25 protein-coding genes are annotated in these 23541 nt (G+C 64.9%); 13 read left to right on the plus strand and 12 right to left on the minus strand.

Features of this window, described 5'->3' with window-relative positions:
* Positions 1–17 precede the first annotated feature (17 nt).
* Entirely contained in the window at positions 18–1379 is a 1362-nt protein-coding gene (locus tag sphantq_RS09210; RefSeq protein WP_066606789.1) for a methyl-accepting chemotaxis protein, read from the plus strand.
* Positions 1380–1536: 157 nt separating this feature from the next.
* Positions 1537–2754: an MBL fold metallo-hydrolase gene (locus sphantq_RS09215; protein ID WP_272800139.1), complete on the plus strand. Its 1218-nt coding sequence runs from the start codon at positions 1537–1539 to the stop codon at positions 2752–2754.
* A gap of 33 nt (positions 2755–2787) precedes the next feature.
* On the opposite strand, the gene sphantq_RS09220 is transcribed toward sphantq_RS09215, so the two are convergent.
* On the minus strand, positions 2788–3294 hold the full coding sequence (locus sphantq_RS09220) for a DUF3617 domain-containing protein (protein WP_066606795.1): 507 nt from the start codon (positions 3292–3294) through the stop codon (positions 2788–2790).
* A gap of 165 nt (positions 3295–3459) precedes the next feature.
* Positions 3460–4023 carry a DUF3617 domain-containing protein gene (locus sphantq_RS09225; RefSeq protein ID WP_066607496.1) on the minus strand — a complete coding sequence of 188 codons (564 nt, stop codon included), beginning with the start codon at positions 4021–4023 and terminating at the stop codon, positions 3460–3462.
* Positions 4024–4187: 164 nt separating this feature from the next.
* On the opposite strand from sphantq_RS09225, the gene sphantq_RS09230 reads away from it, so the two are divergent.
* The 4 genes from sphantq_RS09230 to sphantq_RS09245 all read left to right on the plus strand — a co-directional run bounded on the left by sphantq_RS09230 (position 4188) and on the right by sphantq_RS09245 (position 7360).
* Entirely contained in the window at positions 4188–4361 is a 174-nt protein-coding gene (locus sphantq_RS09230; protein ID WP_201785531.1) for a hypothetical protein, read from the plus strand.
* 40 nt (positions 4362–4401) lie between these two features.
* Complete coding sequence (gene uvrB, locus sphantq_RS09235) at positions 4402–6585, plus strand: excinuclease ABC subunit UvrB (protein ID WP_272800140.1); 2184 nt, start codon at positions 4402–4404, stop codon at positions 6583–6585.
* Between the two features lie 201 nt (positions 6586–6786).
* Complete coding sequence (locus tag sphantq_RS09240; RefSeq protein ID WP_082679155.1) at positions 6787–7068, plus strand: type II toxin-antitoxin system RelE/ParE family toxin; 282 nt, start codon at positions 6787–6789, stop codon at positions 7066–7068.
* Entirely contained in the window at positions 7043–7360 is a 318-nt protein-coding gene (locus tag sphantq_RS09245) for a HigA family addiction module antitoxin (RefSeq protein ID WP_066606800.1), read from the plus strand. The genes sphantq_RS09240 and sphantq_RS09245 overlap by 26 nt, the downstream gene beginning before the upstream one ends.
* A gap of 4 nt (positions 7361–7364) precedes the next feature.
* Here the strand turns inward: sphantq_RS09245 and sphantq_RS09250 are convergent, their stop codons facing one another.
* The 3 genes from sphantq_RS09250 to ruvA all read right to left on the minus strand — a co-directional run bounded on the left by sphantq_RS09250 (position 7365) and on the right by ruvA (position 10873).
* Complete coding sequence (locus sphantq_RS09250) at positions 7365–9107, minus strand: AMP-dependent synthetase/ligase (RefSeq protein WP_272800212.1); 1743 nt, start codon at positions 9105–9107, stop codon at positions 7365–7367.
* Between the two features lie 138 nt (positions 9108–9245).
* On the minus strand, positions 9246–10268 hold the full coding sequence (gene ruvB, locus sphantq_RS09255; RefSeq protein WP_272800141.1) for a Holliday junction branch migration DNA helicase RuvB: 1023 nt from the start codon (positions 10266–10268) through the stop codon (positions 9246–9248).
* Complete coding sequence (gene ruvA / locus sphantq_RS09260; protein ID WP_066606812.1) at positions 10265–10873, minus strand: Holliday junction branch migration protein RuvA; 609 nt, start codon at positions 10871–10873, stop codon at positions 10265–10267. Before ruvA ends, ruvB begins: the two co-directional genes overlap by 4 nt.
* Before the next feature lie 141 nt (positions 10874–11014).
* Between ruvA and sphantq_RS09265 the strand changes: the two genes are divergently transcribed.
* Both sphantq_RS09265 and sphantq_RS09270 read left to right on the plus strand, forming a co-directional pair.
* Positions 11015–11590 carry a peptidase S14 gene (locus sphantq_RS09265; RefSeq protein ID WP_066606814.1) on the plus strand — a complete coding sequence of 192 codons (576 nt, stop codon included), beginning with the start codon at positions 11015–11017 and terminating at the stop codon, positions 11588–11590.
* Positions 11591–11630: 40 nt separating this feature from the next.
* The gene (locus sphantq_RS09270; protein WP_272800142.1) at positions 11631–12257 is read left to right on the plus strand and encodes a DUF1345 domain-containing protein; all 627 of its coding nucleotides are present in this window, start codon (positions 11631–11633) and stop codon (positions 12255–12257) included.
* Positions 12258–12260: 3 nt separating this feature from the next.
* On the opposite strand, the gene thiL is transcribed toward sphantq_RS09270, so the two are convergent.
* From thiL to mnmA, 6 genes are all read right to left on the minus strand, one after another.
* Entirely contained in the window at positions 12261–13175 is a 915-nt protein-coding gene (gene thiL, locus sphantq_RS09275) for a thiamine-phosphate kinase (RefSeq protein WP_272800143.1), read from the minus strand.
* An 84-nt stretch (positions 13176–13259) separates the two neighbouring features.
* Positions 13260–13706, minus strand: a complete 447-nt coding sequence (gene nusB, locus sphantq_RS09280) for a transcription antitermination factor NusB (RefSeq protein ID WP_066606826.1) — start codon at positions 13704–13706, stop codon at positions 13260–13262.
* 9 nt (positions 13707–13715) lie between these two features.
* The gene (gene hisD / locus sphantq_RS09285; protein ID WP_129925569.1) at positions 13716–15011 is read right to left on the minus strand and encodes a histidinol dehydrogenase; all 1296 of its coding nucleotides are present in this window, start codon (positions 15009–15011) and stop codon (positions 13716–13718) included.
* Complete coding sequence (hisG, locus tag sphantq_RS09290) at positions 15001–15663, minus strand: ATP phosphoribosyltransferase (RefSeq protein WP_066606830.1); 663 nt, start codon at positions 15661–15663, stop codon at positions 15001–15003. Before hisG ends, hisD begins: the two co-directional genes overlap by 11 nt.
* 226 nt (positions 15664–15889) lie before the next feature.
* Positions 15890–16024 (minus strand): hypothetical protein, encoded by a 135-nt coding sequence (locus sphantq_RS09295; RefSeq protein WP_272800144.1) that lies wholly within the window; start codon positions 16022–16024, stop codon positions 15890–15892.
* Positions 16021–17142, minus strand: a complete 1122-nt coding sequence (gene mnmA / locus sphantq_RS09300) for a tRNA 2-thiouridine(34) synthase MnmA (protein ID WP_129925568.1) — start codon at positions 17140–17142, stop codon at positions 16021–16023. Before mnmA ends, sphantq_RS09295 begins: the two co-directional genes overlap by 4 nt.
* Before the next feature lie 232 nt (positions 17143–17374).
* Between mnmA and sphantq_RS09305 the strand changes: the two genes are divergently transcribed.
* The 3 genes from sphantq_RS09305 to sphantq_RS09315 all read left to right on the plus strand — a co-directional run bounded on the left by sphantq_RS09305 (position 17375) and on the right by sphantq_RS09315 (position 18486).
* Positions 17375–17602, plus strand: a complete 228-nt coding sequence (locus sphantq_RS09305; RefSeq protein ID WP_244884437.1) for a hypothetical protein — start codon at positions 17375–17377, stop codon at positions 17600–17602.
* Between the two features lie 106 nt (positions 17603–17708).
* Positions 17709–18008 carry a CtrA inhibitor SciP gene (gene sciP / locus sphantq_RS09310; RefSeq protein WP_066606838.1) on the plus strand — a complete coding sequence of 100 codons (300 nt, stop codon included), beginning with the start codon at positions 17709–17711 and terminating at the stop codon, positions 18006–18008.
* A 223-nt stretch (positions 18009–18231) separates the two neighbouring features.
* Positions 18232–18486 carry a GlsB/YeaQ/YmgE family stress response membrane protein gene (locus tag sphantq_RS09315; protein WP_066607499.1) on the plus strand — a complete coding sequence of 85 codons (255 nt, stop codon included), beginning with the start codon at positions 18232–18234 and terminating at the stop codon, positions 18484–18486.
* Positions 18487–18546: 60 nt separating this feature from the next.
* On the opposite strand, the gene sphantq_RS09320 is transcribed toward sphantq_RS09315, so the two are convergent.
* Complete coding sequence (locus sphantq_RS09320; protein ID WP_066606842.1) at positions 18547–18795, minus strand: GlsB/YeaQ/YmgE family stress response membrane protein; 249 nt, start codon at positions 18793–18795, stop codon at positions 18547–18549.
* A 231-nt stretch (positions 18796–19026) separates the two neighbouring features.
* On the opposite strand from sphantq_RS09320, the gene sphantq_RS09325 reads away from it, so the two are divergent.
* Together sphantq_RS09325 and sphantq_RS09330 are read left to right on the plus strand one after the other, a co-directional pair.
* Positions 19027–20199: an efflux RND transporter periplasmic adaptor subunit gene (locus sphantq_RS09325; RefSeq protein WP_066606847.1), complete on the plus strand. Its 1173-nt coding sequence runs from the start codon at positions 19027–19029 to the stop codon at positions 20197–20199.
* Between the two features lie 148 nt (positions 20200–20347).
* Complete coding sequence (locus sphantq_RS09330; protein WP_066606850.1) at positions 20348–23512, plus strand: efflux RND transporter permease subunit; 3165 nt, start codon at positions 20348–20350, stop codon at positions 23510–23512.
* Positions 23513–23541: the final 29 nt, after the last annotated feature.

Raw genomic sequence — 23541 nt, forward strand, 5'->3', positions numbered from 1 at the left:
ACGTCGCCAGAGCGGTGATGAAGGTCGCCAAATTGTCTGGCGATTTGGGCATCCGCACGCTTGATTTGCAGGCGGACATCAGCGAACTGGCCGATCGGGTGACGCACCAGGCGCGCACGATCGAGGCGATCAGCGGCGCGGCCGCGCAATTGTCGCGCGACGGCGACAGCGTCGCGATGGCCGGGCAGGAAGCCCGCGTGCAGGCGGTGGCCGCCCGCGGCATCATCGACGATTCGGGGCGGCAGCTTTCAACAGCCAATCATAATTTCGTTGGCCTGATCGACCAGGTGAGCCTCATCCATGCGCGGCTGGACGGCTTTGGCGAGGCGCTCAAGACCGTAGCGCATGTCACCAGCGTCATCAGCGGCATCGCCAGCCAGACCAATCTTCTCGCGCTCAACGCCACGATCGAGGCGGCGCGCGCCGGCGACGCGGGGCGCGGCTTCGCCGTGGTCGCGTCAGAAGTGAAGAAACTGGCGCAGGAAACGGCGGCGGCGACCCATACGATCGAGCAGTCGATCGCGGCGCTGACCGGTGAAGCAGGCGGCATGTTGGCCAGCATCACACATGGCGCGCAGACCGCGCGCACCGCGCTCAACGACACCAAGAATATCGAGGCGCTGGTCGATCGGCTGGGCACGCTGATGCAGGGGCTGTCGAACAATAGCGAGGCGGTGGCCGAACGAATCGCGTCGATGGTGGGATCAGCCGGTGAGATTCGCGGCGGGCTGGCCGCGCTCGCCAGCACGTCTACCGACAATGCCGACGGGCTGCAGCGCCTGTCGGGCCGCGTCTCCACCGCCAGCGACGACACCAACGAATTGCTGCAATATCTGGCCGAAAGCGGCGTCGATATTCCCGATTCGCCCTATATCCGTTTCAGCCTGGAGAGCGCGCAACAGGTCGGCCGCGCGATCGAGCGCGCGATCGACGCGGGCGCGGTCAGCGAGGCGGCGATCTTCAGCGACTATTATGCGCCCATCACCGGCACCAATCCGCCGCTCTTCACCCACCCGGTGCAGGAGGCGATGCTGCCCGCCGCGCGCACCGCGCAGGAAAAGGCCCGCACCTTCCCTGGCCTGTTCGGCATGACCTTCACCGACCGCAACGCCTATGGCGCGGTCGCCATGCCGGAACGCGCGCAGCGGCAGCGCCCCGGCGACGACAGCTGGAATCTGGAACATGCGCGCCAGGGCGTGATCTTCGACTTTCCCGACACGCGCGAGCAGGCGAAGATCACCAAACCCTTCTGCATCAAGGCCTATCGCCGCCTGACCGCGCAGGGCGACGTCATCCTGCTGAAACAGGTGATCGCATCCATCCATGTGAAGGGTCGCCACTGGGGCATATTGCAAATGGCCTATCAGGATCAGAGCTGAAGCGACGACAGGTCAGTCGAGCAACGGCGCACAAACAAAGGCGGCCCTCTTGAGCATGGCGATGTCTGTGATGGCGTCCAACCCCCTATAACCAACCTCCGCCCTTGCTCCATCGTCGCCTTGCGCTATGTCGCTGTCGTCATCTTCAGGAGCAGCCATGGGTCGCCTTGTCAGCATCGTCCGGGGCGCAGGGATCGCGCTGCTGTTCGCCGTGATCGCCCTGTGCCTGGCGGTGACGATCGTTCCGCCGTTCCTGGACCGCATCTATTATCAGGGACCGGTCAGCCGCCATTATGACGGCGCGCATTTTTTCAATCCCGATGGGGCGATCGACGTACCCGCGCCTCCCGGCGCCAGTCGGCAGGGCTTCATCGTGCGCTGGCTGATCGGTAATGACGACCGGCCGGAATGGCCGCTGGGAATCGCGGTCAAGCCCGCCCGACCCGCCCCCTTCGCCGCGCCGCGGGGCATGGTGGCGACCTGGGTCGGCCATGCGACCGTGCTTGTGCAGGCGGCGGGGCTCAACATCCTGACCGATCCGATCTGGTCCGACTATGCCAGCCCCCTCCCCCCGCTCGGCCCGAAGCGGATCGCGCGGCCGGGCATAAAGTTCGACGACCTGCCGAAAATCGATCTGATCCTGCTCAGCCACAACCATTACGACCATATGGACCTGCCCACGCTGAAAAGACTGTGGGAGCGGGACCGGCCCAAGATCGTCACCAGCCTGGGCAATGACACGATCCTGAAGGCGCACGGCATTCCGGCGACGGCGCTGGACTGGGGGCAGTCGGTCAGCGGCGCGGCGTTGAACGGCCTCGCCCCCCAAGCGGTGATCCAGTGCGGCAGCTACGAACATTGCCCCGATTATCAGGTGCATGTGACCCGCAACCATCATTGGGGCAGCCGCTGGGGCGCGGATCGCAACCGGGCGCTCTGGTCGAGTTTCGTGATCGAGACGCGGGCGGGCAATATCTTCTTTGCCGGCGACACCGGGGCGGGCGATATGGGATGGCCCATGCAAGCCCGGCGCTATGGCCCGATCCGGCTGGCGCTGATCCCAATAGGCGCGTTTCGCTTCTGGAAGGGCCAGATGCGGTCGGATGCGCATATCGGCCCATTACAAGCTGTGGACGTTTTCCAGCGGCTGGGCGCGTCGACCGCGATCCCGATCCACTGGGGGACGTTCCGCCTGTCCTACGAACAATGGGACACACCGCCCCGGATGCTGGAACTGGCGCTGCGCTGCGCGGGGATTGCGCGCAAGCGCTTCGCCCCGTTACGGATCGGCCAGTCGCTGCCAGTGCCCACGGTCAGTGCGGTGCCGATCGGGCCGAAGCGGTGTGACGATCGGGCCATCCGGGCGCTGGAATAGGCGTCGGGGTTCAACCAACCCCGGCGCTCGGTTTCAGCCCGGCTTGGGGCAATCCCCCGTCCGCTTGCCGGTGATGTCATGAGTTGTGCGCAACACCGCATTGCCGCCCTGCATCTTGGTCATGGTGGTGCCCAGCGTCAGCGTGTCGGCGGTATAATTGCCCTCCACCACGATTTCCGACGTGCCGGACCCCGCGGTGCAGGACAGGGTGGCGATCAACCGCCCCTTGCGCACCATCTTATCCTTGTAGGTGCAAGCCGTGCCCTCCTTGCCCGCCAGCGCATCCGCATCGGGCACGCCCTGCGCATTCACGGCGACGCATAATTTATCCTCGCCGATCTGCTTGAGCGCCGCCTGATATTCGGCTGGCGTGACGGTGGGCGTATTGTAGCCGGTGGTCTTGCGGATAATCGTCCATTCGCCCGCCTGCATCAGCACCGGCGCTTCCTCCGCCTGGGGCGCGGGGGCCGGATCGCCGCCACAGGCGCCAAGGCCAAGGGTCAATCCAAGCAGCGGCGCCGCCAGCAGTTTCATGCGCATATCCTCGTCCCCTGTCCTGTCGCTGTTCTCTGATCGGAACGGCGCCAAGGCTCTACCCGCCATCGCCAAAGCGCAAGCGGAAATGACGCATGTCCCCGATTATCGTGGAGGCGAGTGAGGCGTGGGAATCGGGGCGGCCGCGGCCTCAGCCATGGCACGCCGCGATCATTTGTCAGCCACGCACGCCGGTCCGATCCACTTGCCCTCCGACCGGGCGGTCATCGCCATGGTCATGCCCTGCGGGCCGCCGACCATCTTCATGTCCATATCCATCGCATAGTTTTCCGGCGCATAGGTGCCGGACATGGTGGCGTTCATCGTGCCGCCCTCCGACTTGCACGACACCTGCCCCTGCACCGCGCCGCCTTTCGCCTCGAACCCGCCATAGGTGCAGTTCTTATTCTCCTGGCCGGCGAACATCTCGCCGCTCGGATTGGCGGCCTGCTCCGGCGTGACGCAATATTTAAGCGCGGTCTGGTTCATCGCGCTCTTCATCTGCTCCTTCATGTTCGCGGGCGCGCCGGGCATGTCGCCCAGGTCCAGATCCTTGACGGTGAAGCGGCCCTCCCACTGGCCGGGTTTGAGTTGCACCTTGTCGACCTGCGCCTTCACCTCCTGCTTGCTCATGGCGTCGGTGGCGGCGATATCGCCCGTTTTGTCGCCGGGCTTTTCGCTGCAGGCAGCGAGGCCGATCGTCAGAACCGCAAGCGTCAAGACTGTCCGGCGCATCATCATTCCTCCCTGTTTTCCCTGCCCTCGCCCCGATCATAACAGCGCCGCGCGGGGGTTCAATGACGGGATGCAAGGATTATAAGCTCTTGTTTTGTTCGTTCCTTCCTTGGGAAGCCTGGTAGGTCGAGTCCGACGAAGGCGGCATCAAGCGCTGGTCGATCATGGAATATGAGATCAAGGACGGGAAGTTCGACGTCAGCTTCCGATATTCCGACGAGGTGGATGTCGCAGTGATCGATGACGAACGCCGCCAGGCCGCCCTGCGCGCCCGTTTCGGCGACAAGCCGGTCATCTTTCCGCCCATGCCCAAGACCGCGTTCGAGCTGAAGCCCTGATCCCGATTGCGTCCCGGCCCAAAGACCCCATATTCGCCCCATGTCGATTCAGATCCGCACCACGCTCGATGAACCGGAAACTGGCGCAGGCTTCGTGCCCCATCGCCCGGCCCGCCCCGAAAAGAGCGAGGGCGGCCGGCCCTTCACTTTGGTCAGCGACTATGAACCGTCGGGCGACCAGCGGACCGCTATTCCCGAACTGGTCGAGCAGGCGCTGGCCGGGGAGCGGGACCAGGTTCTGCTGGGCGTCACCGGATCGGGCAAGACCTTCACCATGGCCAAGGTGATCGAGGCGTTGCAGCGTCCTGCGCTGATCCTGGCGCCCAACAAGATTTTGGCGGCGCAGTTGTACGGCGAGTTCAAGAGCTTCTTCCCCGACAATGCGGTCGAATATTTCGTCAGCTATTATGATTATTACCAGCCCGAAGCCTATGTCGCGCGGTCGGACACCTATATCGAGAAGGAAAGCAGCGTAAACGAGAGCATCGACCGGATGCGTCATTCGGCCACTCGCGCGCTGCTGGAGCGAGACGATTGCATCATCGTCGCGTCAGTATCCTGCCTCTATGGCATCGGGTCGGTCGAAACCTATTCTGCCATGACTTTCACGATGACGAAGGGGGGGATCGAGGACCAGCGTGAGATTATCCGCAAGCTGGTCGCGCTCCAATATAAGCGCAACGATGCGGGCTTCGCGCGCGGCAATTTCCGCGTAAAGGGCGACAATCTGGAGATTTTCCCGTCCCATTATGAGGATACCGCCTGGCGCATCAGCTTCTTTGGCAACGAAATTGAGGAGATTGTCGAATTCGACCCGCTGAGCGGCAAGAAGGTGGCGAGCCTCGATTATGTGAAGGTGTTCCCCAATTCGCACCATGTCACCCCCGGCCCGACGCTCAAGCAGGCGATGGAGGCAATCCGGCACGAACTGACCGAGCGGCTGAAGGAACTGGAGGCGGAGGGCAAGCTGCTGGAGGCGCAGCGGCTGGAGCAGCGCACCAATTTCGATCTGGAGATGATCGCCGCGACAGGCAGTTGCGCGGGGATCGAGAATTATTCCCGCTTCCTGACCGGCCGCCTTCCGGGCGAACCGCCGCCGACCCTGTTCGAATATCTGCCTGAAAATGCACTATTGTTCGTCGACGAAAGCCACCAGACCGTGCCGCAGATCGGCGCAATGGCGCGTGGCGACCACCGGCGCAAGATCAACCTGGCCGAATATGGTTTCCGCCTGCCCAGTTGCATCGACAACCGGCCGCTGCGTTTCAACGAATGGGATGCGATGCGGCCGCAGACGGTCAGCGTCTCCGCGACCCCCGGTCCGTGGGAAATGGAACAGACCGGCGGCGTGTTTTCCGAACAGGTGATCCGCCCCACCGGCCTCATCGACCCGCCGGTCGAAATCAAGCCGGTGGAAGATCAGGTCGACGACCTTATCAACGAGTGCCGCAAGGTCGCGGCGCAGGGCTATCGCACGCTCGTCACGACGCTGACCAAACGGATGGCCGAGGATCTGACCGAGTTCATGCACGAGGCGGGCATCAAGGTCCGCTATATGCACTCAGACGTCGAGACGCTGGAGCGGATCGAACTGATCCGCGATTTGCGGCTGGGCGTCTATGACGTGCTGATCGGCATCAACCTGCTGCGCGAGGGGCTGGACATTCCCGAATGCGGGCTGGTCGCGATTTTGGATGCGGACAAGGAGGGCTTTTTGCGCTCCGAAACCTCGCTGATCCAGACGATCGGCCGCGCCGCGCGCAATGTGGAGGGGCGCGTGATCCTCTATGCCGACCGCATCACCGGATCGATGGAGCGCGCGCTCAACGAAACCGGGCGGCGGCGCGAAAAGCAGGAAGCCTACAACCTCGAACATGGCATCACGCCGACCACGATCAAGCGCAACATCGGCGACATCATCGCCCATGTGTCCAGCCGCGATCAGGTGACGGTCGATACGGGGCTGGAGGATCGCCCGCATCTGGTGGGCCACAATCTGCGCGCGCATATCGAGGACCTGGAAAAGAAGATGCGCACGGCGGCGGCCGACCTGGAGTTCGAGGAAGCCGGGCGGATTCGCGACGAAATCAGGAAACTGGAGGCGGAGGAGCTGGGGTTGCCGGTGGATCAGCAGGTCGCGGCGCCAAGGGGGCGGGCGACCGAGGGCAAGCCGGGGACGCGAAAATTGCGGTACGGGAAGACGCAGAAGAAATTTGGGCGGTGATAAATGACTTCGACAGCGACATTCGACCCTCGCCAGCTTGGCGTTCGCAAAGCAGTCTTTGATACAAGGCTCCGCTTTTCCATGACCGCTGTTCATGGTGGGCTATCTGTTTGCACTGCCTATGTCGCAGCGGGCGCGACCTACTGGACCACCGCGGCAGCGTGATTATTAGAAGGCTTGGTCTTTAGAAGAGAGCAAGCCGTGATTCGCAGCATCGATGACCCCGAAGCAGAGAAAATCTGGCACGGCCAGCGCAGCCGCAAATTGCCACCCAACATTCAGGATCGCGCACTTTATAAATTGAAGCTGCTCAACCGTGCGCGAACCCTCGACGACCTGCGCAATCCGCCTAGTAATCGGCTCCACCCGTTGAGCAGCGACCGGGCCGGGCAACATTCAATTTCCATCAACATGCAATGGCGTATATGCTTCGTTTGGAAGAACGGACACGCGCACAATGTCGAAATCACCGATTACCACTAATCCCGATTGGCTGCACAACGCCCATGCCGGCGAAATGCTGTGGCTGGAATTCATGGAGCCGCTGGGCATGACGGCTGCCGACTTGGCCGCTGCGATCGGCCTGTCCGTTGAGCGCGTGCAAACGGTGATCGACGGCGATCGGCCGATGGACGGCGAACTGGACCTGCGCCTTGCGCGCTATTTCCGCATGTCGGAAGGCTTTTTCCTCGGCCTCCAAATCGATTATGAACTGCTCGAAGCGAAGCGTGCGCTGAACGGGGAACTGGATCGCATCGTTCCCCGCGCCGCCTGACCCTTCACCCCTTATACAGCGCGTCCAGCCGGTCGGCGTACCGCTTGCGGATCACATGCCGCCTGATCTTCATCGACGGCGTCATTTCCTCATTGTCGATTCCGAACGGCTCATCGGCCAGGATGAAGCGGCGGACGCGCTCCAGCACCGACAGGTCGGCGTTCACCCGGTCCACCGCCGCGCGCAGCGCTGCCATATAGGCCGGGTTCGTCTCCACCCCGTCCACCGCCACGCCCTGCGCCGCCGCCCATTCGCGGGTCCATTCGGCGTCGGACACGATCAAGCCGACCAGATAGGGGCGGCGATCGCCATGGACCATCGCCTGGCCGATCTCGCTCTGGAGCGTCAGCATCCCCTCGACCTTTTGCGGCGAGACATTGTCGCCCTTGTCGTTGACGATCAGATCCTTCTTGCGGTCGGTGATGCGAATGCGGCCCTTCGCGTCGAATTCGCCGATGTCGCCGGTGTGGAGCCAGCCATCCTGGAGCGCCTTTTCGGTTTCCGCCGGGTTGCGCCAATAGCCGTGCATGACCAGTTCGCCGCGGACCAATATCTCGCCATCCTCGGCGATCTTTACCTCCACCCCGTCAAGCGGCGGGCCGACCGTGTCCATCGCGATGCCCGCTCGCGGGCGATTGCAACTGACCACCGGCCCCGCTTCGGTCTGGCCATAACCCTGGAGCAGGGTCAGCCCCATGGCGTGGAAGAACAGGCCGACATCCGGGTTAAGCGGCGCCCCGCCCGACACCAATGCCTTCATCCGCCCGCCAAAGCGCGCGCGAATCTTGGGGATCAGAGTGCGCGACAGCAATAGTTTCATCGGCAGATCGAGCACCGAACCCTTGCCTGCTTGCTCCTTGGCCGCGATGCGCAACGCCTGGGCCAGCAGATAGGTTGGGAATTTTCCCTGCTTCTCGATCGACTTGATGATGCGGGTACGCAGCACTTCGAACAGACGCGGGACCACGACCATGATGGTCGGCCGCGCTTCCTCGATATTACTGGCGAGCTTCTCCAGCCCTTCGGCATAATAGATCTGCCCGCCCAGCAGGATGGGGAGGAACTGACCGCCGCTATGTTCATAGGCGTGGGACAGCGGCAGAAAGGACAGGAACACCTCATCGCCCCAGCCGAAATCCTCCGCTACGATCGTGCCCGCGCCCTCTACATTGGCCAGGATCGCGCCATGATGCTGCATCACCCCGCGCGGGGCACCGCCGGTGCCGCTGGTGTAGATGATGCAGGCCTGGTCGTTGCGGGTCGCGCACTGGGCCGCGGCGATGGCGTCCACGTCGGCCGGATGCGTCGCCAGAAGCTCGCGCCATAAATGGCAGGTGGACGTCCCCTGCGCCCCGCGCAGCGGCTCGATGCCGATGACGAAGCCGACCTGCGACCGGACGACCGCGGGCATCAGCGCCTGCGCCAACTTGGCGGTCGACACGATCACCGCGCGGGCGCCGCTATCGGTGAGGATATGCTGGTGATCGCGCGTCGTGTTGGTGGTGTAGGTCGGCACGGCGATGCACCCCGCCGCCATGATCGCCAGGTCGGCGATGCAGAATTCCGGCCGGTTTTCGCTGACCAGCATCACCGGATCGCCGGGCTTCAGACCCTGCGCCTTCAAGGCGGCGGCGAGCGACGCGACCTGCCGCGCGACCTCTGCCCAACTCTGGCTATGCCAGGCGCCGCCACTCTTATGCCAAAGAAAGGGCGCATCCCCCTTTTCCGCCGCGCGGGCGAAGAACATGGTGACGAGGTTGGGAAATTTCTCAATGGCCCTCAAGGCTCGACTCCTGCGGTTTCCGGCGCATCTGACGCGCGCCTGAGCGTTCGGCAAGGCTATAGCGTCGCCCTGCCGTAACGGCCAAGGACTTTGACGGGTGTCTCAGTCAAAAAGCCCGTTCTGGACATCCTGCGGCGGATTGAGGCCCAGATGCTTCCAGCCCGGCCCGTTGAGGCAGCGGCCACGCGCAGTCCGGGCGATAAGACCGAGCTGGATCAGATAGGGTTCGACCACCTCCTCGATCGTGTCGCGCGCTTCGGAAAGTCCCGCGGCGAGCGTTTCGACACCCACCGGCCCGCCGCGATAGATATCGGCGATCATCATCAGGTAACGCCGGTCCATCAGGTCGAGGCCGAGATGATCGACCTCCAGCCGCATGAGCGAGGCGTCGGCGACCTTCGCATCGACCGCGGCCACACCCGCGACATTGGCGAAATCGCGCACCCGGCGCAGCAGGCGACCGGCGATGCGCGGGGTGCCGCGCGATCGGCGGGCGATTTCGACCGCGCCATCGGGGGTGACGGCGAGATCGAGCAGCCGCGCGGCGCGGCGCACGACCAGTTCCAGTTCGTCCACCGTGTAGAATTGCAGCCGCACCGGGATGCCGAATCGGTCGCGCAGCGGCGTGGTGAGCAGCCCCTGCCGCGTGGTAGCGCCGACCAGGGTGAAGCGCGGCAGGTCGATGCGGACGGAGCGAGCGGACGGCCCCTCCCCGATCATCAGGTCGAGCGCCCGATCCTCCATCGCGGGATAGAGGACTTCCTCGACCGCGGGACTGAGCCGGTGGATTTCATCCACGAACAGGACGTCACCCTCGTCCAGATTGGTGAGCAAGGCGGCCAGATCGCCCGACTTGGCGATGACCGGGCCGGACGTCGCGCGAAAGCCCACGCCCATTTCCTTCGCGACGATCTGCGCCAGCGTGGTCTTGCCCAGGCCCGGCGGGCCGAAGAACAGCACATGGTCGAGCGCATCCCCGCGCGACCGCGCCGCCTGGATGAAGATGCGCAGATTTTCGCGCGCCGCCTGCTGGCCGATAAATTCGTCGAGCGATTTCGGACGCAGAGCCGCGTCGACATCTTCGGGACGACGCGCGGGGGTGAGGAGGCGATCATCGTCCGTCACTTCGCCGCCTTCCGCAACGCCAATCTGACCAGCGCGTCGAGACTGGCATTGTCGCCCAGTTCCTCTTCGGCGGCGGCGACGGCAGTGCTGGCCTCATGCGGTTTGAAGCCCAGATTCTGGAGCGCCGACAGGGCGTCGGCGGCGAACCCGCCAGTCGGGAGCGCGGCCAAGCCGCCGATGCCGATCGGGCCGCCGGCGGGCGCGGTGCCGATCTTGTCCTTCAATTCGTTGACGATGCGCTGGGCGAGTTTGGGGCCGACGCCGTTGGCGCGCGCGATCATCGCCTTGTCCCCCATCGCCACGGCGCGGTGCAGTTCCAGCGGTTCGAGCGCGGAGAGGATCGCCAGCGCCACGCGCGATCCCACCCCTTGCACATGGGTGAGCAGCCGATACCAGTCGCGTTCCTCGGCGCGGGCGAAGCCGACCAGCCGGATCGAGTCCGCCGCGACCAGCATTTCGGTGTGGATCGTCACCGCTTCGCCGACCGACCCCAGCGCCGCCAGCGTGCGCGAGGAAGCGCCGACCAGATAGCCCACCCCGCCCACGTCGATGATGGCATGGTCGATGCCGGTGCTGTCCAGCAACCCTTTGAGTTTCGCGATCATCTGCCCTGCCCTTCGGCGTCCCGCCCTTTGGTCATGATCTGTTCTTTACAGCCTGTCGCGCCCCGCGCCAGTCAAAAGCGCGGCACCTTTTGCTGTCCCGTGCGTAGTGCAGCGCGACTTTATCGATTCAAGGACGAACAGATGCAAATGACAGCCCCCCTGCTTTCCCCCAAGGATTTCGAATTTCCCGCGATCATGCTGTCGGGCGTGGTCGACCATGGCATGTATCTGCATTTCAAGAATTGCCTCTCCACCGCTCCGCAACAGGGGCTGGTCGTGGTGGAGCTGTCCACTCTGGGCGGCGACCCGGAGATCGCCCGGCTGATGGGCGAGGATATCCGCTTTCATTCCGAACTCTATCCCGACCGGCGGCTGGTGTTCATGGGGCGCACCGCGGTCTATTCCGCCGGCGCGACCTTCATGAGCTTCTTTGCGACCGAAAATCGTTATCTGACGCGCGGCACCCGGCTGATGATCCACGAGCGGGTCATCACCAAGAATATCCAGTTGGCCGGCCCGCTTTCCACCTGCATCGCGACCCTGAAGGCGACGCTGAACGAGATCGAATCGTCGATCGCGATCCAGAATGAAGGCTTCGCCAACCTGATCCTGGGATCGCAGGTGACCATGGAGCAACTGCTCCAGCGGGCGCCGGAAAACTGGTATATGGAGGCGAATGAGGCGCAGGCGCTGGGGCTGATCGCGGCGGTTCTTTAAGCGCTTGCCAGATGGCGCGGCTGCGCCTTTGATGCGGGCCATGCGGTCCTCGTCCCTCTTCCCCTGGCGTTATGGCATGTTCCTGGCGCTGCTGGCGCTGGTCGCGCCGCTGGCCTTGTGGATGCCGTGGCATGAAGCGGTGATGGCGGGTTTCGACCTCGCCGCCATCGCCTTCATGATCGCGGTGGCGCCGCTGATCGGCGCGGCGCCCGCCACGATGCGCAAAAATGCCGCGTCCAACGACGCCAATCGCGAACTGATGCTATTGTTGACCGCGATCGTCAGCCTGGTGATCCTGGTCGCGGTGGGGGTGGCGATCAGCCAGCACGGCGGGCCGAACGGGGCGATGATCGCGCTGCTGCTGGCGACTTTGCTGATCGCCTGGCTTTTTTCCAACCTCGTCTATGCGATGCATTATGCGCATAATTTCTACCTGCCGGACAAGAGCGGGAAAGATCGGGGCGGACTGGATTTCCCGGAGGAGGACGAACCGGGCTATTGGGATTTCCTCTATTTCGCCTTCACCCTGGGCATGACCTTCCAGACGTCCGACGTGTCGGTGACGGCGACCGCGATGCGCCGGACGGTATTGTTCCAGTGCCTGGCGGCCTTCCTGTTCAACCTTGGCATATTGGCCTTCACCATCAATGTGCTGGGCGGCAGTTAAGGCTTAGCCATGTTCCCAGCCGAGCGAGTCGGGCAACGGGATGACCGCGCCGTCGATCATCAGCGTCAGACCCGATCCTTCCGCGACATGGCCGACCGGGATGGCCCGCATCGGCGGGGTCAGCCCGCGCGGCAGGGTGAAGAGCAGTTCATAATCGTCGCCCGCCCGCGCCGCGGCGATCTGGACCGCGGTGCTGGCGCCGCGCACCCGCTCCAGCGCCGGGGACAGCGGAATGTGGTCGATGGTGATCGCGACGCCGCTCGCTTGGCCCATGCGCGATGCGTCGATCAGCAGGCCGTCCGACACATCCATCATCGCGGTCGCATGGGGCGCGAGCAGCGCGCCTTCCGCCAGGCGCGGGCGCGGGCGGCGATAGGCCTCCACCAGCGGCCCGGTCGCTGCCGGATCGGCGCTGGCGAGGGCGAGGCCAATGCCAGCGTCGCCGACCGGGCCGGTGAGATAGAGCCGGTCGCCCGGCTGCGCCCCGTTGCGGGTGGGGACGGCGCCAGTCGCCTCGCCGATCGCGGTCAGGCTGTAGCTGCGGGCCGATCCGGCGGGCATCTTGACCGTGTCCCCGCCCAGCAGCGGCATGGCGTGGCGGTCGAGCGCCTCGCCCAGCCCCGCGACGAAGGCCTCATCCCACGCATCGTTGCCGGACAAGGCGTAGTTCAGCAGGCAACCGACCGGCTTCGCGCCCTTGGCGGCGAGATCGGACAGGTTTACCGCAGCAAGTTTCCAGCCGATGTCGGCGGGCGGATCGGTGGGCAGATAATGGACGCCCTCGACCATCGTGTCGCTGGTCAGGATCAGGCGGGCGTCGCCGACCGGCAGGATAGCGACATCGTCGACCAGCCCCTGCGCCGCGGGATCGTTCGCCAGCAGGCGCAACAGGGTGAGGAAGCGGGATTCGGCGGACATGGGTCATCCTACCGTTCAGGCTGAGCGAAGTCGAAGCCCATCATCGCGCGGCGCGAAATGCCCGCGCTCCGCTCGGTATGGGATTTACGTCCGCACATCCTTCGACACGCCGTCGAGCAGGCCGTTGACGAAGCCGGACTCGCGCTTGTCGTAGAAGGCGTGGGCGACATCGACATATTCGCTGATGACGGTGCCGGTGCCGACATCGGCGCGGGCCAGCAGTTCATAGGTGCCCGCGCGCAGAATCTGGCGCATCGGCTTGTCGAGCCGGTCTAGGCTCCAGCCGCTCGACAGGCGGGCGGCGATCAGCGCGTCGATCTCGTCGCGGCGCTTGTCCACGCCGGTCACGACATCGTCGAAGAAAGGCTCCTCCGCCGGGGCGTATGTGACGTCCTCGATCGTGGCGCCCAGGCGATGTTGGTGGAATTCGTGCAGCAGGACATGGACGGGCGTACCCTCCATTTCGAGCTGATAGAGCGCCTGGACCGCGGCGAGTCGCGCGGCGGAGCGGGATTTGGAGCGGTCGTTCATTATATGTCCCTATGTCTTTTTGAGGCGCAACGCCACCGAAGCAGCGTGGGCGGGCAAGCCTTCCGCCCGCGCCAGCGCGACGGCGGCGGGGCCGATCGTGCCGATCGCCGCGGCGTCGAGGCTGAGGAAGCTGGTGCGCTTCATGAAATCGAGCACCGACAGGCCCGATGAGAAACGGGCGCGACGGCCGGTGGGCAACACATGGTTCGGCCCGGCGACATAATCGCCCACGGCTTCGGGCGTCATGCGGCCGAGGAACACGGAGCCGGCATGGCGCACCTGCGCGAAATAGCGGTCGGGATCGTCCACCGCGAGTTCGAGATGTTCGGGCGCAAGACGGTCGATCAGCGGCATGGCTTCATCCAGGTCGCGGACCAGGATGATCGCGCCATTGGCGTCCCAGCTGGTGCGGGCGACCGCGCTGGTGGAGAGCGCCGGAATCTGACGATCGACAGCTTGCGCGACCGCGTCGGCGAAGGCCGCGTCGTCGGTGAACAGAATAGACTGGCTGGTCGGGTCATGTTCCGACTGGCTAAGCAGGTCTGCGGCGGTCCATTCCGGGTCGTTCTTGCCATCGGCGACGACGACGATTTCCGACGGGCCGGCGACCATGTCGATGCCGACCACGCCATAAAGTTGCCGCTTGGCTTCGGCGACCCAGGCGTTGCCGGGGCCGGTGATGACGTCCACCGGGCTGATCCGGTCGGTGCCATAGGCGAGCGCGGCGACCGCCTGCGCGCCCCCGACCCGCCAGATTTCCTCGATCCCCGCAATCTGGGCTGCGGCCAGGACGAGCGGGTTGATCTCTCCATTGGGAGTGGGCGTGACCATGGCGATGCGGCGGACGCCCGCGACCTTGGCGGGAATGACGTTCATCAGCAGCGAGCTGGGATAGGCGGCGCGGCCGCCCGGCACATAAAGGCCGGCGGCATCGACCGCGCTCCAGCGCGCGCCGAGGCGGACGCCCGCGCTGTCCACGCCATCGCTGTCCTGCGGACGCTGCTTTTCATGATAGGTGGTGATGCGCGCCGCGGCGAGTTCCAGCGCGTCGCGGAGTTCCGTAGAGAGGCCATCGAGCGCAGCGCGGGTTTCCGCCGTCGTCACCGCCCAGCCGCTGACGTCCAGGTCATGGCGGTCGAAACGCTGGGTATAATCGGCCAGCGCGGCGTCGCCGCCGGCGCGCACGGCCTTCAGGATCGCGGTAACGTCGCGCGACACATCCTCGTCCGCTTCGCGGCGGTCATCGACCAAGGCGGTGAAGGCGGCGGCGAAACCGGCGTCTCGACTATCGAGCCTAAGCGGCATCCTGCACCCCCACGGCGGCGCGGAACGCCTCCACCAATGGCGAGAGTTCGGCAGAACGCATCTTGTAGGCGGCGCGGTTGACGATCAGGCGGGCGCTGATCTGCATGATGATGTCGGTTTCGATGAGGCCGTTGGCTTTCAGCGTCGCGCCCGACGACACGAGATCGACGATCCGGCGCGACAGGCCGAGCGAGGGGGCCAGTTCCATCGCGCCGTTCAATTTCACGCATTCCGCCTGCAATCCCCGCGCTTCATAATAGCGGCGGGTGAGGTGCGGATATTTGGTCGCGACGCGGACATGGCTCATCGCAGCCTGATCCTCGTCAGCAGCGTCGACCGGCTCGGCGACCGACAGGCGGCAATGGCCGATGTCGAGGTCGACCGGCGCGTAGAGTTCGGAATAGTTGAACTCCTCGACCACGTCGGAGCCGACGATGCCGATCTGCGCCGCGCCATGGGCGACGAAGGTGGCGACGTCGAACGCGCGCACGCGGATGATCGACACGTCGGGCCGGTTGGTGGCGAAGCGCAGCGCGCGGCTCTTCTTGTCGTGAAACTCCGCCTCCGGTTCGATACCGGCTTTGGCGAGCAGGGGCAGCGCTTCATCGAGGATGCGGCCCTTGGGGATGGCGAAGGTGAGCGGGCGAGTCATGACGCGCGGGCCTTACGCGCGGGGGCGTAAAAGGGCAAGGTTTGGGGGATATCAACAAACCTTCTCCCTTGGGGAGAAGGATATGGAGCCTTACAGAGCGAAGCGAAGTTAGGCGGAGTTGGATGAGGGGGCACGGGTGCAGCGAACCCATGCCGATCGAGCGATGCCCCCTCACCCAGCTTCGCCTAAGCTCGCTCCGCTCGCCAAGGCTGCGCAACCCTCTCCCTCAAGGGAGAAGGGCTGGAGGGAGCATCTCTACAAAAACATTCGTCAGATCGTCGATCGGCGCATCACTGGCGACGCGATAGGCCGTTCCAATGACGAGCCAATTTTGACGCTGATCCCAATCCTGTTGCATCACGCCGCTTCCGCCATCGCCGCCTGCGTGCTGGCGATCCAGCCGCCACCCAACACGCGCTCGCCCGCATACAACACAGCCGCCTGCCCCGGCGCGACGCCATATTCCGGCGCATCGAACAGCAGCCGGTCGCCGTCCAGCCGCGCCGGCACAGGCTTCGCCATCGATCGCACCTTGGCGGTCAACGGCCCGCTGAAATCCCCGCCCAGCCAGTTGATGTCGCTCAGCACCGCGCCCGATACCGCCAGCGCCGCGCGTGGCCCCACGATCACGCGCCTGGCCGCCGCATCCAGACGCACGACATAGAGCGGGTCGGGCTGGCCGCCGATGTCCAGCCCTTTGCGCTGGCCGACGGTGAAATGGATCATCCCCTTGTGCCGACCCAGCACCCGGCCGTCGATATGAACGATGTCGCCGCCCTCGTCCGCATCGGGGCGCAGCTTGCGCACGATCTTGGCATAATCGCCGTCGGGGACGAAGCAGATGTCCTGGCTGTCGGGCTTGAGCGCCACCGAAAGACCCAATTCGGCGGCAATCTCGCGCACCATCGGCTTGGGCAATCCGCCTAGCGGGAAACGCAGATAGTCGAGCTGCGCCTGAGTCGTGGCGAAGAGAAAATAGCTCTGGTCGCGGGCGGGATCGGCGGCGCGGTGCAGTTCCGCACCATGCGCGCCTTCGACCCGCTGGACATAATGGCCGGTGGCGAGGCAGTCGGCGCCCAGATCGCGGGCGATCTGGAACAGGTCGGTGAACTTCACCCCCATATTGCACTTCACGCAGGGGATGGGCGTGCGCCCGGCCATATATTCATCGGCAAAGTCGGCAATCACCGAATCGCGAAAGGCGGTTTCATAATCAAAGACATAGTGGGCGATGCCGATGCGGTCGGCGACCGCGCGGGCGTCGCGAATATCCTGCCCGGCGCAGCAACTGCCGGTGCGGCCCACCGCCGCGCCATGATCGTAAAGCTGGAGCGTGACGCCGATGACTTCGGCGCCGGTCTTCGCGGCGAGCGCGGCGACGACGCTGCTGTCCACGCCGCCCGACATGGCGACGACGATGCGCCGCTGGGCGAGCGGGCCAGAAAGCTGGAATTGGGGGAGCTGAAACTGAGGCTGCATGGGCGGCCCTATAATGCAGCGACGGCCGCGGCGCAAAAGTTAACAAAAGGTAGCGCCGCTTTGGCCATAATCGGGACGGATCGACGCGAAACGCGGGTCGGACGAGTCACGAAAGCGTCGCCGAGTTTACCGACCCTTATTCATTACCCCCTACACAGGGGCCATGGATCTGAGTTTCCTTCGGGGTGGCGGGCTGAAGCCTGGCTCCCCCAGACCCTTCAGCCGGCCGCGCGTGCCGGCCTGGCCATTCCTGCGGGCCGCTACGGCGGCGGCGCAGGCGGCCAGTCCGACCGCGCAGGCGGTGGCGGGCGTCCTGCGGGGGCAGGGCGGAAGCGACGACTGGGTCCAGGAACTGGCGGGCATTTTCGCGCCACGTTCCGGCGGCAAGATCGAAGCCGTGCGTCTCGCGGGAAGTTTCCACCCGTTGATCGCGAGCCGTTTAGCCAGGGGGCATGAATGATGAAGGCTGTGTTTACCGTTGGGCTTTAGCCGTTCTTCAGGGCTGACGCAGATAAAGGTTTCACGGTTGAATTCGGTAACGCCAGTGCCGCACTTTGAGGGTTAGAATGATCGAGAACCAGAAAATCAAGCCGGCTCAGGTCGTCGGCCCGCTCGGGGAACCCCTTACCCTCGACAGCCTGCCGCCAGCCGACACCACCCGCTGGGTGGTGCGGCGCAAGGCGGAAGTGGTCGCTGCGGTGAATGGCGGCCTGTTGAGCGTGGACGAGGCGTGCGCGCGCTATAATCTGACGCTGGAGGAATTCGCCAGTTGGCAGCGCGCGGTCGACCGATCGGGGATGCACGGCCTGCGCGTGACCCGCATCCAATATTACAAGTCGCTTTACGAGCGGCAGCAGAAATACTGACCGGCCGCCAGGCCGCCAGCCCATGATCGAAAAGGGCCGCCGGATGCCGATCCGGCGGCCCTTTTACTTGCCCCCCGTCCGCGACCGCCGCGGGGGCGCGCAAAACGGCGCAAAGCCAAGATGGTTTCTAGCCCGGAATCATTTTTTGCACCGTGGAACGGGACGCCTTCTCTTCCGTTAAGACAGCACCCAACCCGCTGGGGGCGTGGTCAAGGAGAGTAACATGGGCATTATCTTGTGGCTTATCGTCGGCGGCGTCATTGGCTGGCTCGCCAGCATGGTGATGCGGACCGATGCGCAGCAGGGCATCCTGCTCAACATCGTGGTCGGCATCGTCGGCGCATTCATCGGCGGCCTGATCTTCAGCGGCGGCTCGATCAATGACGGCCTGACGCTGTACAGCTTCCTAGTGTCGCTGGTCGGCGCGATCATCCTGCTGGCGATCGTCAATCTGGTTCGTCGCGGGTCGATGCGGTAACGGCACATACCGCACATACAAAAGGGCCGCGCCATGGCGCGGCCCTTTTTTTGCGCCTTTTCAACGCCGCGCGGCGAAAAAGCGATAGAGCGCCAGCACCGCGATTGCGCCCAAAATAGCGGCGATGAAGCCTGCGCGCTCGCCGGGCGCATAGACACCGGCCAGCCGCCCGACGAAGCCGGCCAGCAACGCGCCGGCTATGCCCAGCAATATGGTGACGATACAGCCGCCCGGATCGCGACCGGGCATGATCAGCTTGGCCAAGGCCCCGGTCAACAGGCCGACGACGATCCACCCCAGCAAATCCATGGCGCGCTCCTCTCCAGCATGGCGTCGCCGCTGCGCCACGACCGGCGGATTCGGCAAGTCAATATGCGTGCTTCAGCATAGACGAACGGCGCGTCGCACTCCACCCTCCATCCGCCCCGCAATATCGCTTTGCCGTTCCGCTTTGAACCATGATATTGGGGGTTGAGAGCGGTGCTATATTCATATAACACAGTTGCCGAAATGGCGATGCGCCGGAGAGACGAGAGCGGCATGAACTACGAAACGCAGCTGGTGGGCGACTCGATGGTCGTCATCGACGAAGATGAGGCGCGCCGACGGCGCAAACGCCTGCTGCTGATCGGCGGCGGCGTCGCCGTGCTGCTCGTCGCCGCAGCCGCCTGGATATCTATGCGCGGCGACACGGCGGCCGCTCCCGCCGCCCCGGCAGCGCAGGCGCCGGTCGTCACCGTCATTCGGCCCGGCCAGTCGGTCGTCGCCCGCACCGTCACGGCGACCGGGTCGCTGGCCGCGAGGATCGACATGCCGGTGGGCGTCGTCGGCGAAGGCGGCATGGTTTCGCGGGTGCTGGTGCAGCCAGGCGACTGGGTGCGCGCCGGCCAGCCGCTGGCGATCATCGAACGGTCGGTCCAGGTCGAACAGGTCCGATCGCTCGCTGCGCAGGTGGAGGTGGCCCGCGCCGACGCGAAGCTCGCCCAGGCCCAGCTCGACCGCGCCAAGGCGCTGGTCGGTCGCGGTTTCATCAGCGCCGCCGACATCGACCAGCGCACCGCGACCCGCGACGCGGCGGCGGCGCGCGTCAATGTCGCCGCCGCGCAGCTTGCCGAACAGCGCGCGCGCACCGGTCGGCTGGACATTCGCGCGCCCGCGTCCGGCCTGGTCCTTACCCGCGCGGTCGAACCGGGCCAGATCGTTCAGGCGGGCGGCGCCGTCCTGTTTCGCCTGGCCAAGGATGGCGAGATGGAATTGCAGGCGCAGGTGGCCGAGGGCGACTTGGCGACGCTGCGTCCAGGTAACAGCGCCATGGTGACGCCGATCGGCCATAGCGACCAGTTCGCCGGCCGCATCTGGCAGGTGTCGCCGGTGGTCGATCCCCAGACCCGCCAGGGCATCGCGCGCATCGCCATCCCCTATAATCCGGCGATTCGGCCGGGCGGCTTCGCTTCCGCGACCATCACCAGCGGATCGGGCAGCGCGCCCCTGCTGCCCGAATCGGCGGTGCAGAGCGACGCCAAAGGCAGCTATGTCTACGTCGTCAACGCCAAGAATCAGGTGGAGCGCCGCGCCGTGACCGTGGGCCAGGTGTCCGACGCCGGGGTCGCCGTGACCAGCGGGATCGACGGCGCGGAAAGCATCGTCACCTCCGCCGGCGCATTCCTGGCGCCGGGGCAGAAGGTGAAACCGGAATTGTTGAAGACCCGTTAGGAGACAGGCGCGGCCGACACCGGCCGCGCGCGTCCCTAAATGGCAGGATGCGCGCCACCGGCGCGGCGAGCAGGTTGAATGGGACGCGATGCTGCGTCCGGCACAGGTTGGACGGACGCGCCAGCGCGTCCGGTGAAGGAAGCCCGTCATGAATTTTCGCAACATTTCCGCATGGGCCATCCGCAACCCGGTGACGCCGCTCGTGCTGTTCGCCGCGCTGATGCTGGCGGGCATCGTCAGTTTCATGCGGATGGACGTCAACAACAACCCCGACGTCAGCTTCCCCATGGTCAGCGTAACCGTGTCGCAGCCGGGGGCCGCGCCGACCGAGTTGGAAACGCAGGTCACCCAACGGGTCGAGGCGGCGGTGCGCGGCATCAGCGGCGTGGACGAAATCACCTCGTTCGCATCCGAAGGCCGGTCGCTGACTAACGTCCAGTTCCAGATCGGCACGCCGGTCGATCGCGCCGTCAACGACGTCAAGAACGCCGTCGACCAGATTCGCAGCGATCTGCCCGACGGCATTTTGGAACCGCAGGTCCAGCGCATCGACATCGATGGCGGCCCGATCGCCTATTTCAGCGCCGAAGCCACCGATATGACGCTGGAGGAACTATCCTGGTATGTCGATAACACGGTCGCCAAGCGGCTGCTGTCGATCAGCGGCATGGCCGCGGTCAATCGCGGCGGCGGCGTCAGCCGGGAAATCCGCGTCATTCTGGACCCCGCCAAGCTGCAAGCCTTCGGCATCACCGCCGCGCAGGTCAATCAGCAACTCAACCAGGTCAACCTGAACGCGGCGGGCGGCCGCACCGAAATCGCCGGCGCCGAACAGTCGATCCGCGTGCTGGGCAACGCCCGCAACGCCCGCGATCTGGGCGCGACCCAGATCGCGATCAGCGGCGCCCGCACGGTCAAGCTGGCCGACATCGCGCAAGTGCGCGACATGTATGCCGAACAGCGCAGCCTGGCCCTGATGAACGGCCGGCAGGTCACCAGCTTCAGCCTGGAAAAGGCGAAAGGTTCTTCAGACGTCACTGTCTATGACGAATCGATGAAGGTGCTGGACAAGCTGAAGGCCGAAAATCCCAAGGTCCAGTTCAAGCAGCTCTACACCAGCGTCGAATATACCAAGGAACAATATCATTCGGCCATGGCAGCGATGATCGAAGGCGCGGTGCTGGCGGTCGTCATCGTCTTCCTGTTCCTGCGCGACTGGCGCGCGACGATGATTTCGGCGCTGGCGATCCCGCTGTCGGCGATCCCGACCTTCTGGTTCATGGAGATGATGGGCTTCACGCTGAACGGCATTTCGCTGCTGGCGCTCAGCCTTGTCGCGGGCGTGCTGGTCGATGACGCCATCGTGGAGATCGAAAATATCGTGCGCCATATGCGCATGGGCAAATCCGCTTATCAGGCGTCGATCGATGCGGCGGACGAGATCGGCCTGGCCGTTCTGGCCACCACCATGGCGATCGTCGCGGTGTTCCTGCCGGTCGCCCTGATGCCCGGCATATCGGGCCAGTTCTTCATCCAGTTCGGCATGACCGTCGTCGTGTCGGTGCTGATGAGCCTGGCGGTCGCCCGCCTCATCACGCCGATGATCGCCGCTTATTTCCTCAAAGCCCATGGCGAGGAAAGCCATGGCGAAGGCTGGATGATGGACCGCTATATGAGCGTGCTGCGCTGGTCGCTCGACGAGCGCCGGGCGATCGCCCATCGCGCGCGGGGCGGCTGGCGGCGCTTCACCGCCCTGTTCCTGGACCATCGCATGTGGACCGTGGGCATCGGCGCATTGGCGTTCGTCGCCACGATCATCGCCTTCGCGACGCTGCCGATGACGTTCCAGCCGGTCACCAACACCGATTTCAGCCAGGTGAAGATCGAAACGGTGCCGGGCAGCACGTTGGCGCAGACAACCGCCATCACCCGCAAGGTCGCCGAGATGCTGGCGGCCGACACCGACGTGGTGGAGGCCGCTTTCGCCGATATCGAGCCGACCACGGCCGATATTTTCCTGACCCTCAAAAAGACGCGCCCGATCAGTTCGGTCGATTGGGAGCGCAAGATCGCGCCGCAATTCCAGACCGTCGCCGATGCGCGGGTCAATTTCCAGTCGCAATCGGGCGGCGGTTTCGGCCGCGACATCATCATGATGTTCGGCTCCGATGACCCGGAAAAGCTGGAGCAGACGGCCAATCAGCTGGTGGCGGAAATGGCGCGCATCCCCGAACTGCGCGCGCCGCGCGTGCAGGGCGACATGCAGCGGCCCGAAATCATCATCACCCCGCGTCTGGACCTGGCCGCCAGCCTGGGCGTGACCACGGCCGCGCTCAGCCAGTCGATCCGCATCGCGACGATCGGCGACATCGACCAGAACAGCGCCAAATTCTCGCTGTCCGACCGCCAGATCCCGATCCGCGTGTCGATCGCCGAGGACAGCCGCAAGGATATCGCGACGATCCAGAACATGCCGGTGCCAACCGTCAGCGGCGGATCGGTGCCGCTCAAGGTCGTAGCCGACATCCATTTCGGCGCGGGACCGACGCAGATCCGCCGGTACAACCAGATTCGCCGTATCGTCGTGGGCGCGGACCTGGCGCCCGGCATCGTCACCAGCCAGGCGACGAAAAAGATCGACGCGCTGCCGCTGATGAAGGCGATCAATGACGGGAAGATTCAGGGTCTTCAGAAGATCGAGGCGGGTAACAGCAAGTTCCAGGCGGAAATGCTGGCCAATTTCATGATCGCGGTCGCATCCGGCATCCTGCTGGTGCTGGCGGTGCTGGTGCTGCTCTATAAGCGGATCATGCCGCCCTTCGTCAATTTGGGGTCGCTGCTGCTCGCCCCGTTGGGCGGCGCTCTGGCGCTACATATCGCGGGGCAGCCCATTTCCATGCCGGTGCTGATCGGCCTGCTGATGTTGCTGGGCATCGTCGCCAAAAACTCGATCCTCGTCATCGACTTCGCGCTGGAGGAGATGGAGAAGGGCGTGCCCAAGTTCGACGCGATCGTGGATGCCGGGCACAAGCGCGCCCAGCCGATCGTCATGACTACGGTCGCAATGGTCGCGGGCATGGTGCCGACCGCGCTGGCGCTGTCGGGCGATGGCGCCTGGCGCGCGCCCATGGGCATCACCGTGATCGGCGGCCTGCTGCTGTCGACGGTGCTGACGCTGGTGATCGTGCCGGCGACTTTCAGCCTGGCGGTCGGGATCGAAAGCTGGGTCGGGCCGCGGCTGGGCCGGGGTCTGCTGACCTATAAGGCCGGCGACGACAAGGATAGGCCGGCCCATCCGCACCCCGCCGAGTGAGGCTGGCAAAAGAAGGCTTTGCCTGAACG

This window comes from Sphingobium sp. AntQ-1 (assembly GCF_028538045.1).
GTDB lineage: Bacteria > Pseudomonadota > Alphaproteobacteria > Sphingomonadales > Sphingomonadaceae > Sphingobium > Sphingobium cupriresistens.

Bases quoted from the DNA above. Each gene is read 5' to 3' on its own strand.
- sphantq_RS09270 (WP_272800142.1), top strand. From the start codon at position 11,631: ATGCGGTCCTCGTCCCTCTTCCCCTGGCGTTATGGCATGTTCCTGGCG.
- thiL (WP_272800143.1), bottom strand. From the start codon at position 13,175: ATGTCCGCCGAATCCCGCTTCCTCACCCTGTTGCGCCTGCTGGCGAAC.
- sphantq_RS09230 (WP_201785531.1), top strand. From the start codon at position 4,188: ATGGAATATGAGATCAAGGACGGGAAGTTCGACGTCAGCTTCCGATAT.
- sphantq_RS09325 (WP_066606847.1), top strand. From the start codon at position 19,027: ATGAACTACGAAACGCAGCTGGTGGGCGACTCGATGGTCGTCATCGAC.
- sciP (WP_066606838.1), top strand. From the start codon at position 17,709: ATGATCGAGAACCAGAAAATCAAGCCGGCTCAGGTCGTCGGCCCGCTC.
- hisG (WP_066606830.1), bottom strand. From the start codon at position 15,663: ATGACTCGCCCGCTCACCTTCGCCATCCCCAAGGGCCGCATCCTCGAT.
- ruvA (WP_066606812.1), bottom strand. From the start codon at position 10,873: ATGATCGCGAAACTCAAAGGGTTGCTGGACAGCACCGGCATCGACCAT.
- hisD (WP_129925569.1), bottom strand. From the start codon at position 15,011: ATGCCGCTTAGGCTCGATAGTCGAGACGCCGGTTTCGCCGCCGCCTTC.
- sphantq_RS09320 (WP_066606842.1), bottom strand. From the start codon at position 18,795: ATGGATTTGCTGGGGTGGATCGTCGTCGGCCTGTTGACCGGGGCCTTG.
- sphantq_RS09210 (WP_066606789.1), top strand. From the start codon at position 18: ATGAAGGTCGCCAAATTGTCTGGCGATTTGGGCATCCGCACGCTTGAT.
- uvrB (WP_272800140.1), top strand. From the start codon at position 4,402: ATGTCGATTCAGATCCGCACCACGCTCGATGAACCGGAAACTGGCGCA.
- sphantq_RS09215 (WP_272800139.1), top strand. From the start codon at position 1,537: ATGGGTCGCCTTGTCAGCATCGTCCGGGGCGCAGGGATCGCGCTGCTG.
- sphantq_RS09315 (WP_066607499.1), top strand. From the start codon at position 18,232: ATGGGCATTATCTTGTGGCTTATCGTCGGCGGCGTCATTGGCTGGCTC.
- mnmA (WP_129925568.1), bottom strand. From the start codon at position 17,142: ATGCAGCCTCAGTTTCAGCTCCCCCAATTCCAGCTTTCTGGCCCGCTC.
- sphantq_RS09225 (WP_066607496.1), bottom strand. From the start codon at position 4,023: ATGCGCCGGACAGTCTTGACGCTTGCGGTTCTGACGATCGGCCTCGCT.
- sphantq_RS09330 (WP_066606850.1), top strand. From the start codon at position 20,348: ATGAATTTTCGCAACATTTCCGCATGGGCCATCCGCAACCCGGTGACG.
- sphantq_RS09250 (WP_272800212.1), bottom strand. From the start codon at position 9,107: ATGTTCTTCGCCCGCGCGGCGGAAAAGGGGGATGCGCCCTTTCTTTGG.
- sphantq_RS09245 (WP_066606800.1), top strand. From the start codon at position 7,043: ATGTCGAAATCACCGATTACCACTAATCCCGATTGGCTGCACAACGCC.
- sphantq_RS09220 (WP_066606795.1), bottom strand. From the start codon at position 3,294: ATGCGCATGAAACTGCTGGCGGCGCCGCTGCTTGGATTGACCCTTGGC.
- sphantq_RS09265 (WP_066606814.1), top strand. From the start codon at position 11,015: ATGCAAATGACAGCCCCCCTGCTTTCCCCCAAGGATTTCGAATTTCCC.
- nusB (WP_066606826.1), bottom strand. From the start codon at position 13,706: ATGAACGACCGCTCCAAATCCCGCTCCGCCGCGCGACTCGCCGCGGTC.